This is a genomic window from Kutzneria sp. NPDC052558, assembly GCF_044547355.1.
GTDB lineage: Bacteria > Actinomycetota > Actinomycetes > Mycobacteriales > Pseudonocardiaceae > Kutzneria.
Window position 1 is genome coordinate 19765 of record NZ_JBIUAG010000005.1, and the last position, 14603, is coordinate 34367.

A 14603-nucleotide genomic window follows, 5' to 3' on the forward strand; every position below is an offset into this window, starting at 1 on the left:
CCGTGAAACACTTACGCACAGCGGTGTTGCTGACGACGTTGGTCGCGTCCGGCGGGGCCGTGGTGCACCTGTCGCAGGCCCAGGACGTGCCGACCAGGGCCCGGGACAACGGCGCCGTCGTGGCCATCGCCCCCGCCCATCCGGCCAGCACCCGCTACAGCTTCGTACGCCTGGACGGGCCGCCGCGCACCGCCGTGCTGGACGAACATGTCCGCCTCATCGCCACTTTCACCGACGGCGCCCGCACCGCTGTCCTCAGTGGACCCAGCCGCACCTTCGCCGATCCGCGGCGCACCAGCGCCCTGGTCACCACCACCAACTGGGTCCGCCTCGCGCCCCAGCCCTGGAAAGCCGGCGCTGAACAGGATCCCTGGTTCCGCCCGTGGCTCGACGCCGAACTCGGCGACCGCAGCCCCGACGTGCTGGCTGTCGCCACCCAGTACGTCACGTTCGCCCACTACGCCGACGACTCCGACTTCAACGACTTCCTCGGCGTCGCCTATCAAGGCGCAAAACCGAGGAAGGATCGCTTCGGCGATGTCGACTCCGCCGGCTACGTCCGGCTCGTCTACGGCTACCGTCTCGGCTACCCCCTCGGCTCGGCCGGCCTGCCCCGCACTCCCCAGGAGATGCCCACCGCCCACCTCGGCGCCGCCATCGCCGACCACGCCGTCGGCTCGCTCCAGACCCGCTTCCTGGCCCAGCCCGGGGATCTCCTGCTGTTCAGCATCGACGGCAGCAAGGCCGCCGTCGACCACGTCGGCATCTACCTCGGCGTCGACGACGCCGGCCAACAACGCTTCATCGCCGCCCGCGCCACCCCCGACGGCCCCAGCTTCGGCGACTCCAGCGGCCGCAGCGTCCTCGACGACGCCGGCCCCTACGCCAGCAACCTCTGGGGCATCCGCCGCCTCTAGGGTTTGCGGGCCACGCCGGCGTAGGGGAGGGAGTTGATGCCGGGGTCGTCGGAGATGCCGCCCATGCCGTCGGGACGCCACATGGGGCAGCCGACCAGGCCCGGCTCGACCAGGTCGAAGCCGTCGAAGAAGCGGAGCACTTCGGCGTGGGTGCGGGGGAAGGGCTGGTTGTGGGTGTTCTGGTCGTACACCCGGACGGCATCCCCGAGGTTGCGGGCCTCGCCGTCGGCGGCGACGTGGGAGACGGCGAGGTAGCTGCCCGACGGCAGCAGGTCGCGGTAGCCGGCGACGATGCCGGCGGGGTCCCACTCGTCGGGCATGAAGTGCAGCAGCAGCAACATGAACAGGCCGACCGGCTGGGAGAAGTCCAGCAGCCGCCTGGCCTCCTCGGACTCGATGATGGTGGCCCGGTCGCGGGCGTCGGCGTGCACGACGGCGGCCCGGTCGTTGCCGCTGAGCAGCAGCGTGCTGTGGGCGACGGCGATGGGGTCGCGGTCCACGTACACCACGCGGCAGGACGGGTCGAGCCCCTGCACGATCTCGTGCAGGTTGCCGGCGGTGGGCAGGCCGGAGCCGATGTCCAGGAACTGCCGGACCCCCGACTCCACCATGAAAACCGCGGCCCGGCGCAGGAACGCCCGGTTGAACCGGGCGGCCTCGCGCACCCCGGGCATGATCTTGTTGATCTTCTCGGCCAGCTCGCGGTCGGCGGCGAAGTTGGACGCGCCGTCCAGCCAGTAGTCGTACACCCGGGCCGGGTGCGGCACGGTCGGGTCGACCTCGGGCGGAACCCAGCTCAGATCGCCACTCACCGCGCCACCTCACTGCTCGCCGGCCAACTGCGAGAGCCTAGACGCCGGGCCGTCGCCAGGCCAGCGCAACCCGATCGGGTGGTCCTGGGCGGGGCCACTCGCCGTAGCGCGCCGTCCCCCCTATCGTGAACCGGCCGCGCACCGATCGTGGGGTGGGAAGGGTTGTCCGCCAACCAGAACGTCACCAGCGACGCACCGGTTGTCCCCGGTCGGCGTCCGTTAGTCGGCCACACCGCCGCCATGCTGCGACGACCGCTGCGCTTCCTGTCGTCGCTGCCGGCCTACGGCGACGTCGTCAAGATCTACCTCGGCCCGCTGCCGGTCTACATGGTGACCAGCCCGGCGCTGGCCCTGCGGCTGCTGGCCGCCGACGCCGACAACTACGACAAGGGCATCGTCTTCGACAAGATGCGCCCGCTGTTCGGCAACGGCCTGGCCACCTCCAACGGCGAGTTCAACAAACGCCAGCGCCGCCTGGTGCTGCCGGCCTTCCACCGCACGAGGATCGCCTCGTACGCCGAGACGACGATGACCGCGCTGGCCGCGGAGTCGATCTCCGGCTGGCGGGCCGGCCAGGAGGTCGCCGTCGACGAGCACATGCAGAACCTGGTGCTCGGCATCGCCGGCCGCACCCTGTTCGCCACCGAACTCGGCCAGGATGTGCTCGACGAGATCCAGCGCTGCGTGCCCGATCTGTTGGACAACGTGCTGATCAGGGCGTTCTCGCCGAAGTTCGTGGAGCGCCTGCCCATTCCCGGCAACCGCAGGTTCGACGCGGCCGCGGCGCGGCTGCGTGACGTGATCCCCCGGGTCGTGCTGGCGGCGCGCGCGGCCGGGACCGATCACGGCGACCTGGTGTCGATGTTGTTGCTGGCCCGGGACGAGGAGACCGGCGAGGGCATGACCGACGAGCAGGTGCACGACGAGGTGGTCACCATTCTCACCACCGGCGCCGAGACCACCGCCGTCGCCCTGGCCTGGTTCTTCCACGAGATCGCCCAGCAGCCCGAGATCGAACGCCGGTTCCACGCCGAGATCGACCAGGTGCTGGCCGGCCGCGCCGTCACGTTCGCCGACCTGCCCCGGCTGGAGTACACCCAGCGGCTGGTCAACGAGATCCTGCGCCGCAACCCGCCGCTGATCCTCATGCGCCGGACCAGGGCCGACGTCACGATGGGCGGGATCGACATCCCCGCCGGCGCCGAGGTCGCGGTCAGCCAGCACACCCTGCACCGGGATCCGCGCTGGTTCCCCGATCCGGACCGGTTCGACCCGGACCGCTGGCTGCCGGCGCGGGCCGAGAAGCTGCCGCGCGGCGCGTTCATCCCGTTCGGCGCGGGCGCGCGGCTGTGCCCGGGACACCTGTTCGCCCAGACCGAGATCGCGGTGGTCGCCGCCACCATCGCCGCCCGCTGGCGGCTCGTGCCGGTGCCCGGCGCGAAGGTCAAGCCGCGGCTGGCCGCCACCATGCAGCCCAACCGGCTGCCGATGACCGTTCTGCCACGTCACTGAGGGAGATGTTGGGATGCTTGTCAGCAAGCTCGCCGTGCTGGTGATCGCCTGCGCGGCGGCCTTCGGCGGGACGGCGGCGCCGCCGGCCGCGAGCGCGTCGGCGGTGACCTGCGCGGTGACCACGCTCCCGGTGAGCTCGCCGTCCGTGCTGCCGCTGCTGACCACGCCCGCGGTGATCAGCGGCCAGCTGTGCCGGCCGGACGGGGCGAGCCCGTCGGCGGTGCAGCTGCTCGTGCACGGCGGCACCTACAACCGCGCCTACTGGGACCTGCCCTACCAGCCGGATCAGTATTCGTACCAACGGGACATGGCCAAGCACGGCTACGCCACGTTCGCGGTCGACGTGCTCGGCTCCGGCCAGAGCAGCCATCCGCTGAGCCTGCCGCTGACCATCTGGGCCGAGGCCGAGGCGTTGCACGAAGTCGTCGGGCAGCTACGGGCCGGCGCCGTGGGCGGCGTGCGCTACGACAAGGTGGTGATCGTCGGACACTCGGTCGGCTCCGGCATCGTCGCCTCGGAAGCCTCCACCTACAAGGACGTGGACGGCGTGATCCTGACCGGAGTCACGCACGTCCCGTCCCTGCCGGCCCTGGGGTTGGGCGCGGCGCTGGGGCTCGTCCCGGCGTTTCTCTCGTCGGTGACGAACCCCGGCGACCCGCTGTACTTCACCACCAAGCCCGGCGCCCGCGGCCCGCTGTTCTACAACTCGGCCGACGCCGACCCGAACGTGATCGCCGCCGACGAGGCGACCAAGGACCAGGTTTCCGTGCCGGGCATGGGAACCGTGGCGGTGTTCGGCATCGTGGTGCCGGTCACGCTGGGCATCGACGTGCCGGTGTTGCAGGCCGTCGGCCAGGATGACGTGCTGTTCTGCGGGCTGCTGGCGCTGCGCGACTGCTCGTCGGCGTCAGCCCTGCGCGCCCAGGAGTCGCCGTTCTACTCGGCGGCCGCCAAGCTCTCGGTGTACGTGCTGCCCAGCGCCGGCCATTCCATTGCCCTGCACCGCAATGCCGGCGACTACCGGGACGCGACGCGGGCCTGGCTGGGATCCCAGCTGGGCATCTAGGGGGTGCGTCGTGATCCGCGGGACATCCCCTAGTACCAGTGGGCCCGGCCGCCGATGCGACGGCCGGTGCCGCCCACCACGGCCAGGATCGCGCCGACCACGGCCAACACGATGCCGATCGTCCACAGAATCGGGATGTTGAACAGGAAACCGCAGATCAGCAGGATGACTCCAAGGGTGATCACGGTCCGACCTCCTTCGCTCGTTTCTGCGCACTGGGATGACCGCCACGGCCTCGGTGAAACCGGCCATTCGGACCAACCTGGGCTCTGCCATCATGGGCCGATGAGCGATGTCGATGCGTTGTCCGCGCTGACCGAGGGTGACCGCGAGCGCGCGCGGGAGCTGGCCGCCGCCGGGTCTTCGTTGCTGGCCACGTGTTTGACGGCCTATCTGGACAACGAGACCGCCGGCTCGGTGTACGACCAGCCGGCGGCCTTCGAGGCTTTCATCAGCGGCGGCGGCAATGTCGGCCTGTACGCCGCGGTCGAGGACGCCTTGGCCGCGCTGTACCGCGACCTGAACCCGGCCCGGCTGGCCGACATCGGCTGCGGTGACGGCCGGGTCGTGCGCAACGCCCTTGCGGTCAGCGGACATCTGCCCGACTCACTGACGCTGATCGAGCCCTCGCCGGCGCTGTTGGCCGACGCCGTCCGGGATCTGACGCCGACACACGCCTACGCCGGCCCGGTGCAGGCGTTTCTGTCCGAAGTGGACTGTTCGTTCGATCTGGTCGAGTCCACCTTCGCCATGCACACCATCCCGCACGAGGAGCGCACGGAAGTCCTTGCCCGCCTGGGGGAACGGACCTCGCGGCTGGTGATCGTCGACTTCGACGTGCCGGCGGTGGAGCACGGCGGGGCCGAACACCTGCGCTTGCTCGCCGAGACCTACGAGCGGGGCCTGTCCGAGTACGGGGCGGACCGGGACCTGGTCGCCGGCGGCTTCCTCATGCCGGTCCTGGTCGGGCAGCTCACGCCGGGGGCGCGGCGCGTCACCTGGGAGCAGTCGGCCGCCGCCTGGCGGGCGCAACTGGAAAAGGCCGGCTACCAGGACGTTTCCGTCGTGACGCTGCACGACTACTGGTCCTCGCCGGCCTTTCTGCTGACTGCTCGGTCCGGCGGCGCCTGAGCGCCGCCGGACCGGGTCGGTCAGGCGTTCACGTCGAACTTGCCGACGTTCCAGCCACTCAGGCTGACCACCGGGGTCGCGCCCTTGAGATCGCCGGACTTCCACGTGACGGTCAGGGTCTGCGACTCGCCGGGCCACAACGTGATGTCGTTGTCGTCCCACAGGGTCGAGGTCACCTGGTTGTCACCGGGCTGCTCGGCGCCGCCCACCGTGCCGCGCCGCACGTCCGCCCGCAGGAAGAAGCCCACGGTCGGGGTGGTGGAGGTGTTGGTGACGGTCACCCTGGTCACCCGGTCCGCGCCGTCCGGCCCGGCCGCCGCGGTCGTGCTGGCGGTGGCCGAGACCGTGGCCTTGGCCAACGACTTCAGGCCGGTCAGGTCGGCGTAGGAGGACATCGTCGCCTGCGGGTTGCCCAGCGTCGCGGACCAGTCGATGGTGTCCTGCCGGCTGGTGGGCTCCCAGTACACGTTGCGGTCGACGATCTGGTTGTCCTGCTTGACCAGCAGCTCGACGAAGTACACGTTGCCGGGCGCGCTGGTCGGAACCTTGGGCTTGAGCACCGAGTTGCGGACCTGCTGCGGCGTCAGCGAAAGGCCGTTGACGCCCTGGTCGTCGAGCACCTTTCCGTTGGTGTCGTAGACCTTCGCCTCGACCGACACGTTCGACCGCGTGCCGCCGGAGAGGTTGTCCAGCGTCACGGTGTTGTTGTCGATGGCGAACAACGCGTGCAGCGACTGGTTGGCCTTCTTGGCGCCGAAGAAGCTGCCGGCCTGGTCGCCGTCGTAGTTGTAGAGATCCCAGAGCAGCGTCGGCCAGCCCTTGTTGGCCTGCCAGTAGATCGTGCCGGTGGACGGCGCGGCCGCGTTGGTGGAGTGGTCCATGAACGCCTCGAACTGGGCGCGGGTGTTCTCGTAGTTCTGCACCTGTGCCTCCTCGACGTACGAGGCGAGGTCGGACCACTGGCCGTAGCGGTTGCTCAGGGCCTGGTCGAAGGTGAACAGGGTGCCGAACTTGTAGCCGCCGTGCCCGGTCTCGTAGTTGGCGTGGTACTGGTTGAAGTCCGGCTTCTGCCACAGGTTCGACTGGTCCGAAGTGGACAGGAAGCGGTTGATCGAGTCCAGCGTCGGCACCGTGTCGCCGGCGCTCTCCTCGCTGTCGAAGCCCCAGGAGCCGCCGGCGTTGGTCCGGTCGTCGCCGCTGTCATAGTGGCTGGTGTCGTACCAGTAGTTCGGCGGCACGTAGTCGTACGGGCCCTCCTTCTCGCCGGAGGCCCCCAGCTGCGGGCTGCTCTTGTACTCGGCCGACGAGATGATCGGCTGGCTGAAGTCGGCCGCCCTGAAGCCGTTCAGCTCGGCCGCCTCCACCGGGGCGCTGGGCTCGTTGTCGCTCCAGCTGTAGGTGAACACGCTGGGGTGGTCGCGCTCGTTCTCGCCGATGGTCTGCGCGGACAGCGTCAGCAGGTTCAGCGTGGCGGTGTCGGTGCTGGGCGTCTCCCAGAAGTCGCAGCACAGCTGGCCGGAGTCGATCAGCATGCCGGCCTTGTCCATCTGCTGGAAGAAGTCGTCCGGCGGCAGGTGGCCCTCCAGCCGGATCACGTTGAGCCCCATATTCTTCAGCAGCGCGATCTGCCGGGAGATGTTGGCCGAGTCGTAGCGCAGGAACAGGTCCGGCGCGAAACCGCCGCCCCGCACCACGAACGGCTGGCCGTTGACCGAGTACTGGCGGACGCCGTCCGGCGCGCTGGCCGACTTGCCGATCAGCGCGGTGGTGATGGTGCGGATGCCGAACTGCTCGTGCGTGCTGTTGCCGCCGGCGACCGTTGTGTCCAATGTGTACATGGGCTGCGCGCCCATCTGGTAGGGCCACCAGACCTGCGGGTGCGAGATGGTCTGCACCGGGAACGTGACCGTGGTCTTGGCGTGCGCGGCCACCGTCACGCTCTGGCTTACCGTGATCGGCGTGCCGCCGGACGGGGGAGTGATGGTCGCGGTCGCCGTGCCGGTCTTGCTGGTGCTGCCGGTGTTGCTGACGTCGGCCTTCACGGTGATCTTGGAGCTGCTCAGGTCGGTGGCGTTGCTCTGCACCACGTGCGCGTTGCCGATCGAGAGGGCGTTGGCCGTCAGCAGCTGGATCGGGAACTCGATGCCGGTGTTGTTGTCCGGCGGCAACTGGTTCCAGTCCACGTCGTCCAGCGTCAGCATCTTGGACGGGTCGTTCGGGTACATCTCGACGGCCAGCGAGTTCTTGCCCGACTTGAGCACGCTGCTGACGTCGAAGGTGAACTTGGTGTAGGCGCCGGTGACGGTCGAGGAGGTGGCGATCTCCTTGCCGTCCACCCACACGTCGGCCTTGCCGACCACGCCGTTGACCACCAGCGAGGCCGCCTGGCCGGCGGCCAGGGAGGCGTCGAAGTCGGTGCGGAACCACCACGGGGTGGCGAACTGGGCCGTGGTCACCGGGCCCGAGTTGTTCTTCTGCGTGCCGAAGCAGGTCTTCATGTTGTCGGCCATGAAGACGTTCGGGCACTTGTTGTTCTGTAGCAGCGCGGTGATCTCGGTGCCGGGCGCGCCGGCGTCGTCGGGTCGCACCTTCAGCCAGTTGGACGTGTCGAAGCCGGGGGTGGAGATCTTCGCGCCGCCCTGGGTCGCGGTGGCGCTGGTGAGCACCGTCCAGCCGGCGGCGCCCAGGGTGGTCAGACCCGGTGGGTCGGCGGCCGCGCTGGTGGGCAACGGCGCCACCAGCGTGAGCGCGGTGCCGAGCACCACGCCGATGACTCGCTTCATTGGTCGGCTCCTCGCGGACGACGTGACTCGGGCGAGCGGCGGTGGCGGCGTTCCGCAGCTGAGTATTAGGAAAGTTTCCTACCTATATCGGACCAGCCTCGCCGTGTCCACGACCCCTGTCAATCCCCCGGCGAGTCGCGCCCAGCCCCAGGCCGAATGGGCGTTTCGGACATATGCCTCAGACCTGCATGCGGTGTGTGGCTGAGCGCGACCCGCGGCGGCCGACTTGCGCTGGAGCGCGCTCCAGCTCATAGCGTCGTCACCATGACATCGACGGCGCAGCACAAGATCGGCACTGGCTTCGGGGCGACCAGCACGGCGGCGGAGGTGATCGCCGGCAACGACCTGACCGGCAAGCTGGCCCTGGTCACCGGCGGTTACTCGGGCATCGGCATCGAGACGACGCGGGCGCTGGCAGGGGCGGGCGCCCGAGTGGTGGTGCCGGCCCGGCGGGTGGACGCGGCTCGGGAAGCGCTCGGCGGGATCGAGGGCGTCGAGGTCGACGAGTTGGACCTGGGCGACCTGGACAGCGTCGAGGCGTTCGCCGAGCGGTTCCTGGCCGGCGGCCGCAGCCTCGACCTGGTGATCAACAACGCCGGGGTGATGGCCTGCCCGGAGACCCGGATCGGCCCGGGCTGGGAGGCCCAGTTCGCCACCAACCACCTCGGCCACTTCGCGCTGCTCAACCGGCTCTGGCCGGCGGTGGCCGACGGCGCGCGGGTGGTGGCGCTGTCCTCGCGCGGCCACTTCTTCTCCCCGATCCGCTGGGAGGACCTCCAGTTCGAACGGGGCTACGACAAGTGGGCGGCCTACGGCCAGGCCAAGACCGCCAACGTGCTGTTCGCGGTGAAGCTGAACCAGTTGGGGGCGGCCAAGAACGTGCAGGCCTTCGCGGTGCACCCGGGCGGCATCTGGACGCCGTTGCAGCGGCACCTGTCCCGCGAGGAGATGGTCGAGCGCGGCTGGATCGATGAGGCCGGCAACCTGCTGGTGAAGTTCAAGTCGCCGGAGCAGGGCGCGGCCACCACCGTGTTCGCCGCCACATCGCCGCAGCTGGACGGCCTGGGCGGGGTGTACCTGGAGGACTGCGACGTGGCCGACCCGGTCCCGGTCGACGCGGATCCGGCCACCACCTGGGCCGGCGTCAAGGCGTACGCGATCGACCCGGCGCAGGCCGACCGGCTGTGGACCCTGTCCGCGGAAATGACCGGCGTGACCGCCTTCGCGTGAAATAGCATCCGTGCGTGGACGATCTCTGCGCCGAGTGCGGCTTCCGCTACGACGTCGACGACGCGCCGGCTGCCGCCGCCACCATCCGGCGGCTGGCCGGCGAGGTCGCCGAGGTGCTCAGGACGCCGGCGGACCTGGCCACGCGCCGCCGTCCGGAGGTCTGGTCGCCGCTGGAGTACGGCTGCCACCTCCGGGACGTGTTCCTGATGCAGCGCGAGCGGGTGCTGACCGCCCGTTGGGATAGCGGATTCACGCCCACGACCATGGGTCGCGACGCCCGCGTCGAGCACGATGGCTACGCCGAGCAGGACCCGAACGACGTGGCCCGGCAACTGGTCGACGCGGCCGCGCTGTTCGGCAATGTGCTGGACCGGCTGGACCCGGACTGGGACAACGAGATGGTGTACTCCTGGCCGGAGCCGCAGCTGCGGTCGCTGCGCTGGGTGGCCGTGCACACCGTGCACGAGGCGCAGCACCACTTGCGGGACATCCGGGGCCAGCTGGACGGGCTGGGCTGACCGGAAATCCGGAGACCGTTCGGGCTCGGCCGATCGGGCGCGGGGGCCGACCCGGAATTGCCGAAAAGCGTTCCGGTAGTGCGGTTTCCGGACGTTCGGGCAGCCTCCGGACCCGTTTCGCGCGGCGGCGTTGTCGGTCGCGGCCAACGCACCTACTGTCGGTGGTGGATACGCCACGGCGATCCGCCGAGACCAGCTCCCTCCCGCGGCCGGTACCCCAGTCTGCCGCGTGGGGGAGCTTCCCGTGCCCCGGAGCCGGATGCCGCGCGGCCCGGGGTCGGTTCGCCAGGAGGCTGGCGGGCCGGATCACTGGGCGGAAGGAGTGACTTCCGGTCACTGATCGACACCGGCGCGGCCGTCGTGCCGGACACTGGGCCGATGACCCGTCACCACGCTGTGAGAGCGCTTCCATCAATCTTGACCATATGGTAGAAATTGGCGCGTGCCCGGGCGACGCGCCGCCATGACCACTGTCCAGCCGACCGCGCAGCGGCCGGCGACGGTGCGCGCCGCCACCAGGGCCACCTACGCCGCGTTCGCCGGCAGTGGCGTGCTCCTGTCCAGCGGCCTGGCCCGGCTCCCGCAGATCCGCGTCGACCTGGGCCTGGACACCGGCCAGCTGGGCGCGATCCTGCTCGCCGGCGCGGCCGGCGCGCTGATCTCCCGCCCCTTCTCCGGCCGCGTGGTGACCCGGCTCGGCCAGGGCCGCGCGGTGGCCTGGACCTCCGCGCTCTCCGGCGTCGCGCTGGTCCTGATCGGCCTGGGCGACCGGCTCGGCGCGCCGGTGTTCGCCGGCGGCATGCTGCTGTTCGGGCTGTTCAGCTCGGTCTGGGACGTCGCGATGAACATCCAGGGCACGGTGGTGGAGCGCCGCCTGGGCCGGTCGATCATGCCACGGTTCCACGCCGGCTACAGCGTCGGAACGGTGGCCGGCGCGCTGTTGGGCGCCGCGATGGTGCAGCTGGACGTGCCGGTGCCCGTGCATCTGACGATCGTCGCGGTGGCGGTCGCCGTGGTTCTCCCTTACGCCGTGCGGGGATTCCTGCCGGACGAGCGTCACTCCACAAAGGACGATCCCAGGCCGCACAGCACCCTGCGGTACTGGCGCGAGCCCCGCACGCTGATGATCGGCGTGTTCGTGCTGGCCGCCGGTTTCAGCGAGGGCGCCGGCAACGACTGGACCGGCGTCAGCCTGGTCGACGGCTACCGCACGTCGCCGGCGCTGGGCACCCTGGCGTACGCGACCTTCCTGGCCGCCATGACCGCCACCCGCTGGTTCGGCCCGCGGCTGCTCGACCGCCACGGGCGGGTGGTCGTGCTGCGGATCCAGGGCGCGGTCGCCGTGCTCGGCCTTCTGTTGTTCATCTTCGCCCCCGCCGTTCCGCTAGCCTTCGTGGGAACCGCCCTGTGGGGCGCAGGCGTGGCTTTCGGCTATCCGGTCGGCATGAGCGCGGCCGCGGACGACCCGGCGCACGCCGCCGGCCGGGTCACCGTGGCGTCCTCGGTCGCGAAGATCGCCAGCTTCGCCGGGCCGCCGCTGCTGGGCCTGCTCGGTGATCACGTGACGATCCTGCGGGCCCTGCTCGCGGTGGCCGCACTACAGGTGGTCGCGCTGTGCCTGGCGCAGGCCACCCGTCCGCTCGCGCCCGTGGACCCGGACCGCCACCGGGCACTCGACAACCAGTGAAGACAGGAGCAACGCAGGTGGTCGACCAGCCTTACCGTGATCCGGCCCTTCCCGTCGCCGAGCGCATCGACGACCTGCTGGCCCGGATGACGCTGCCGGAGAAGATCGGTCAGATGCTGCACCTGGACGCCCGCGGCGGCGTGCGGGAGCTGATCGACGACTACCACGTCGGCGCCATCCTGCACACCTCGCCGGAGAACCTGGTGCTGGCCATGGACCTGGCCGCCCGGACCCGGCTGGGCATCCCGCTGCTCACCGGCGAGGACTGCATCCACGGCCACTCCTTCTGGCCCGGCGCCACCATCTTCCCGACACAGCTGGGCATGGCCTGCTCCTGGGACCCGGCCCTGGTCGAGCGGGCGGCCAGGGTCACCGCGGTCGAGGTGTCCACCACCGGCGTGCACTGGACGTTCTCCCCGGTGCTGTGCATCACCCGCGACCTGCGCTGGGGCCGGGTCGACGAGACCTTCGGCGAGGACCCGTTCCTGATCGGCGAGTACGGCTCGGCCATGGTCCGCGGCTACCAGGGCGACGGCCTGTCCGACCCGACCGCGATCCTGGCCTGCGCCAAGCACTTCGCCGGCTACTCGGAGACCCAGGGCGGCCGGGACGCCACCGAGGCCGACCTGTCCCGGCGCAAGCTGCGCTCCTGGTTCCTGCCGCCGTTCGAGCGGGTGGCCCGCGAGGGCTGCCGCACCTTCATGATCGGCTACCAGGCCATCGACGGCGTGCCGATCACCGCGAACCAGTGGGTGCTCAAGGACGTCCTGCGCGACGAGTGGAAGTACTCGGGCACGCTGGTCACCGACTGGGACAACGTCGGCCGCATGGTGTGGGAGCAGCAGATCTGCGCCGACCACGCCGAGGCGGCCGCGCTCGCGGTGCGCTCCGGCAACGACCTCGTGCTGACCACGCCCCAGTTCTACCAGGGCGCGCAGGACGCGGTGGCCCGCGGCATTCTGTCCGAAGTGGACATCGACGCGGCGGTGCGCCGGATCCTCACCCTGAAGTTCGAGCTGGGCCTGTTCGAGAACCCCCGTGTGCCCGACCCCGAGCGGCAGAAGCTGTACGTCGGCAACGCCGAGCACACGGCCGTGAACCTGGAAATGGCTCGGCGCAGCCTGGTGCTGCTGACCAACGACGGCACGCTGCCACTGGGCGGCGGCCAGGTGAAGGTGGCCGTGGTCGGCCCGAACGCCGACGACGTGGACGCGCAACTGGGCGACTGGGCCGGCGCTTCCGGCCAGGTGGACTGGCTGCCGGACGGTCATCCGCGCCACCTCACCGAGACTGTCCTGGATGGACTGCGCGCGGTCGTCCCTCCGGAGTGGACGGTCACGCACGCGCTCGGCGCCCGCATCGCCACGTTCGGCCCGGACCCGGACGGCACCGTGCTGCCGGACGGCCAGCCCGCGCCTGAGGTCGTGCGGCCCGAGCCGGCCGACCCGGCGCTGATCGCTGAGGCGGTCGCCGCGGCCGAGGCGTCAGATGTCGTCGTCGCGGTCGTGGGCGACACCATCGGGCTGGTCGGCGAGGCCCGTTCGACCGCAACGCTGGAGTTGGTCGGCGGGCAGATCGCACTGCTGGACGCGTTGGCCCGGACCGGAAAGCCGGTCGTGGTGGTGGTGATCAGCTCCAAGCCGCTGGTGCTGCCGCCGTCGGCCGAGAACGCCGCCGCGATCGTGCAGGCGTTCAACCCGGGCATGAAGGGCGGCCGGGCGATCGCCGAGCTGCTGCTGGGCCTGATCGAGCCCAGCGGCCGGCTGCCGATCTCGGTGGCCCGGCACGTCGGGCAGCAACCCATCTACTACAACCAGATCCGCGGCCAGCACGGCCACCGCTACGCCGACTTCACCCAGGACCCGATGTTCGCCTTCGGCGAGGGCCTGAGCTACACCACCCTGGAGTACTCGGACCTGGAGATCCACACGCCGGCCCTCGGCCCGGCCGACACCGTGCGGGCCGAGGTCACCGTGGCCAACACCGGCAGCCGGCCGGCGCGCGAGACCGTGCAGGTGTACGTCCGCGACCTGATCACCTCGGTGACCTGGGCCGACCGGGAACTCAAGGCGTACAAGCAGATCGACGTGCCGGCGGGGGAGTCGGTCCGGGTGGCGCTCGAGCTGCCGGCCGCCGACTGCACGCTGGTCACCGCCGACGGCCGCCGCATCGTCGAGTCCGGCGAGTTCGACCTGCTGGTCGGCCACTCCTCGCGCCCGCGCGACCTGCTGGCCGCCCGGTTCACGATCTCCTGACGTGAGGTGACAAGGGCCGTGCTCCCGCACGGCCCTTGTCAGTGCTCGAACAGCTCCGGGTGCTTGACCAGCTCGACCCGGGTCCGGCGGATGTGCAGTTCCAGCACCCGTTCGGCGCAGCCGTGGTCACGGTCCCGCAGGGCCTGGATCAGCAGCCGGTGCTCGGCGTTGATGATCCACCGCCGCTGCTCGCCGGCCAGCCGGGAGAACGCTCTCCGATAGTGCTGGGTGGTGTCCCATAGGCGGTTCACCATCGTCGGCAGATCCCCGGCGTCGTGGTGGCGGTACACGGCCCAGTGCAGCCGCCGGTCCAGTTGCAGGAACTCCTCGACGTCGGTGCAGGCCTCGATCCGGTCCTGCAACGCCGCCATGGCGTCGATGTCCTCATCGGACAGTCGCGGCGCGGATTCGGCCAGCAGCAAGGGTTCCAGCCGTTCGCGGATCTTGTAGCTGAGCTCGCACCCGTGCATGTCCATCGAGGTCACCCAGGCGCCCTGGTTGGCGCGCAGGGTGACCAGGCCGCCGGACTCGAGGATGCGCAGCGCCTCGCGCACCGGCAGCCGGCTGGTGTTGAGCTCCTCGGCCAGCTCGTCCTGCACGATCCGGGCGCCGGGGGCCAGCCGGCCGGCCAGGATCCGGTCGCGCAGCTCGTCGGCGATGCGCCGGCTGGCCACGCCCTCCGGTACGGCCAC

The 14603-nt window shown here is 70.6% G+C and carries 12 protein-coding genes; 8 read left to right on the plus strand and 4 right to left on the minus strand.

All coding sequences use genetic code 11. From position 1 onward, the window contains the following. The first annotated feature begins 2 nt into the window (after positions 1–2). Entirely contained in the window at positions 3–917 is a 915-nt protein-coding gene (locus ACIG5F_RS11045) for an NlpC/P60 family protein (protein ID WP_396517406.1), read from the plus strand. Here ACIG5F_RS11045 and ACIG5F_RS11050 read toward each other — a convergent pair. Then, positions 914–1729: an SAM-dependent methyltransferase gene (locus ACIG5F_RS11050; protein ID WP_396517408.1), complete on the minus strand. Its 816-nt coding sequence runs from the start codon at positions 1727–1729 to the stop codon at positions 914–916. The genes ACIG5F_RS11045 and ACIG5F_RS11050 overlap by 4 nt on opposite strands. A 240-nt stretch (positions 1730–1969) precedes the next feature. On the opposite strand from ACIG5F_RS11050, the gene ACIG5F_RS11055 reads away from it, so the two are divergent. Both ACIG5F_RS11055 and ACIG5F_RS11060 read left to right on the plus strand, forming a co-directional pair. Beyond that, positions 1970–3241: a cytochrome P450 gene (locus ACIG5F_RS11055; protein ID WP_396517410.1), complete on the plus strand. Its 1272-nt coding sequence runs from the start codon at positions 1970–1972 to the stop codon at positions 3239–3241. A gap of 13 nt (positions 3242–3254) precedes the next feature. Beyond that, complete coding sequence (locus ACIG5F_RS11060) at positions 3255–4307, plus strand: alpha/beta hydrolase (RefSeq protein ID WP_396517412.1); 1053 nt, start codon at positions 3255–3257, stop codon at positions 4305–4307. 29 nt (positions 4308–4336) lie between these two features. Here ACIG5F_RS11060 and ACIG5F_RS11065 read toward each other — a convergent pair whose 3' ends face one another. After that, on the minus strand, positions 4337–4492 hold the full coding sequence (locus tag ACIG5F_RS11065) for a hypothetical protein (RefSeq protein ID WP_396517413.1): 156 nt from the start codon (positions 4490–4492) through the stop codon (positions 4337–4339). Between the two features lie 100 nt (positions 4493–4592). Between ACIG5F_RS11065 and ACIG5F_RS11070 the strand changes: the two genes are divergently transcribed. Then, complete coding sequence (locus ACIG5F_RS11070) at positions 4593–5438, plus strand: class I SAM-dependent methyltransferase (protein ID WP_396517415.1); 846 nt, start codon at positions 4593–4595, stop codon at positions 5436–5438. Between the two features lie 20 nt (positions 5439–5458). On the opposite strand, the gene ACIG5F_RS11075 is transcribed toward ACIG5F_RS11070, so the two are convergent. After that, positions 5459–8221, minus strand: coding sequence for a glycosyl hydrolase 2 galactose-binding domain-containing protein (locus tag ACIG5F_RS11075; RefSeq protein ID WP_396517417.1), 2763 nt, complete (start codon positions 8219–8221; stop codon positions 5459–5461). 264 nt (positions 8222–8485) lie between these two features. Between ACIG5F_RS11075 and ACIG5F_RS11080 the strand changes: the two genes are divergently transcribed. From ACIG5F_RS11080 to ACIG5F_RS11095, 4 genes are all read left to right on the plus strand, one after another. Further along, positions 8486–9451: an SDR family NAD(P)-dependent oxidoreductase gene (locus ACIG5F_RS11080; RefSeq protein WP_396517419.1), complete on the plus strand. Its 966-nt coding sequence runs from the start codon at positions 8486–8488 to the stop codon at positions 9449–9451. Between the two features lie 14 nt (positions 9452–9465). After that, the gene (locus tag ACIG5F_RS11085; protein WP_396517421.1) at positions 9466–9969 is read left to right on the plus strand and encodes a DinB family protein; all 504 of its coding nucleotides are present in this window, start codon (positions 9466–9468) and stop codon (positions 9967–9969) included. 442 nt (positions 9970–10411) lie between these two features. Further along, positions 10412–11656 (plus strand): MFS transporter, encoded by a 1245-nt coding sequence (locus ACIG5F_RS11090; protein WP_396517423.1) that lies wholly within the window; start codon positions 10412–10414, stop codon positions 11654–11656. Positions 11657–11673: 17 nt separating this feature from the next. After that, on the plus strand, positions 11674–13911 hold the full coding sequence (locus tag ACIG5F_RS11095; protein WP_396517425.1) for a glycoside hydrolase family 3 N-terminal domain-containing protein: 2238 nt from the start codon (positions 11674–11676) through the stop codon (positions 13909–13911). 38 nt (positions 13912–13949) lie between these two features. On the opposite strand, the gene ACIG5F_RS11100 is transcribed toward ACIG5F_RS11095, so the two are convergent. Next, on the minus strand, positions 13950–14603 hold the full coding sequence (locus ACIG5F_RS11100) for a GntR family transcriptional regulator (protein ID WP_396517427.1): 654 nt from the start codon (positions 14601–14603) through the stop codon (positions 13950–13952).

Bases quoted from the DNA above. Each gene is read 5' to 3' on its own strand.
- ACIG5F_RS11055 (WP_396517410.1), top strand. From the start codon at position 1,970: ATGCTGCGACGACCGCTGCGCTTCCTGTCGTCGCTGCCGGCCTACGGC.
- ACIG5F_RS11080 (WP_396517419.1), top strand. From the start codon at position 8,486: ATGACATCGACGGCGCAGCACAAGATCGGCACTGGCTTCGGGGCGACC.
- ACIG5F_RS11060 (WP_396517412.1), top strand. From the start codon at position 3,255: ATGCTTGTCAGCAAGCTCGCCGTGCTGGTGATCGCCTGCGCGGCGGCC.
- ACIG5F_RS11070 (WP_396517415.1), top strand. From the start codon at position 4,593: ATGAGCGATGTCGATGCGTTGTCCGCGCTGACCGAGGGTGACCGCGAG.
- ACIG5F_RS11075 (WP_396517417.1), bottom strand. From the start codon at position 8,221: ATGAAGCGAGTCATCGGCGTGGTGCTCGGCACCGCGCTCACGCTGGTG.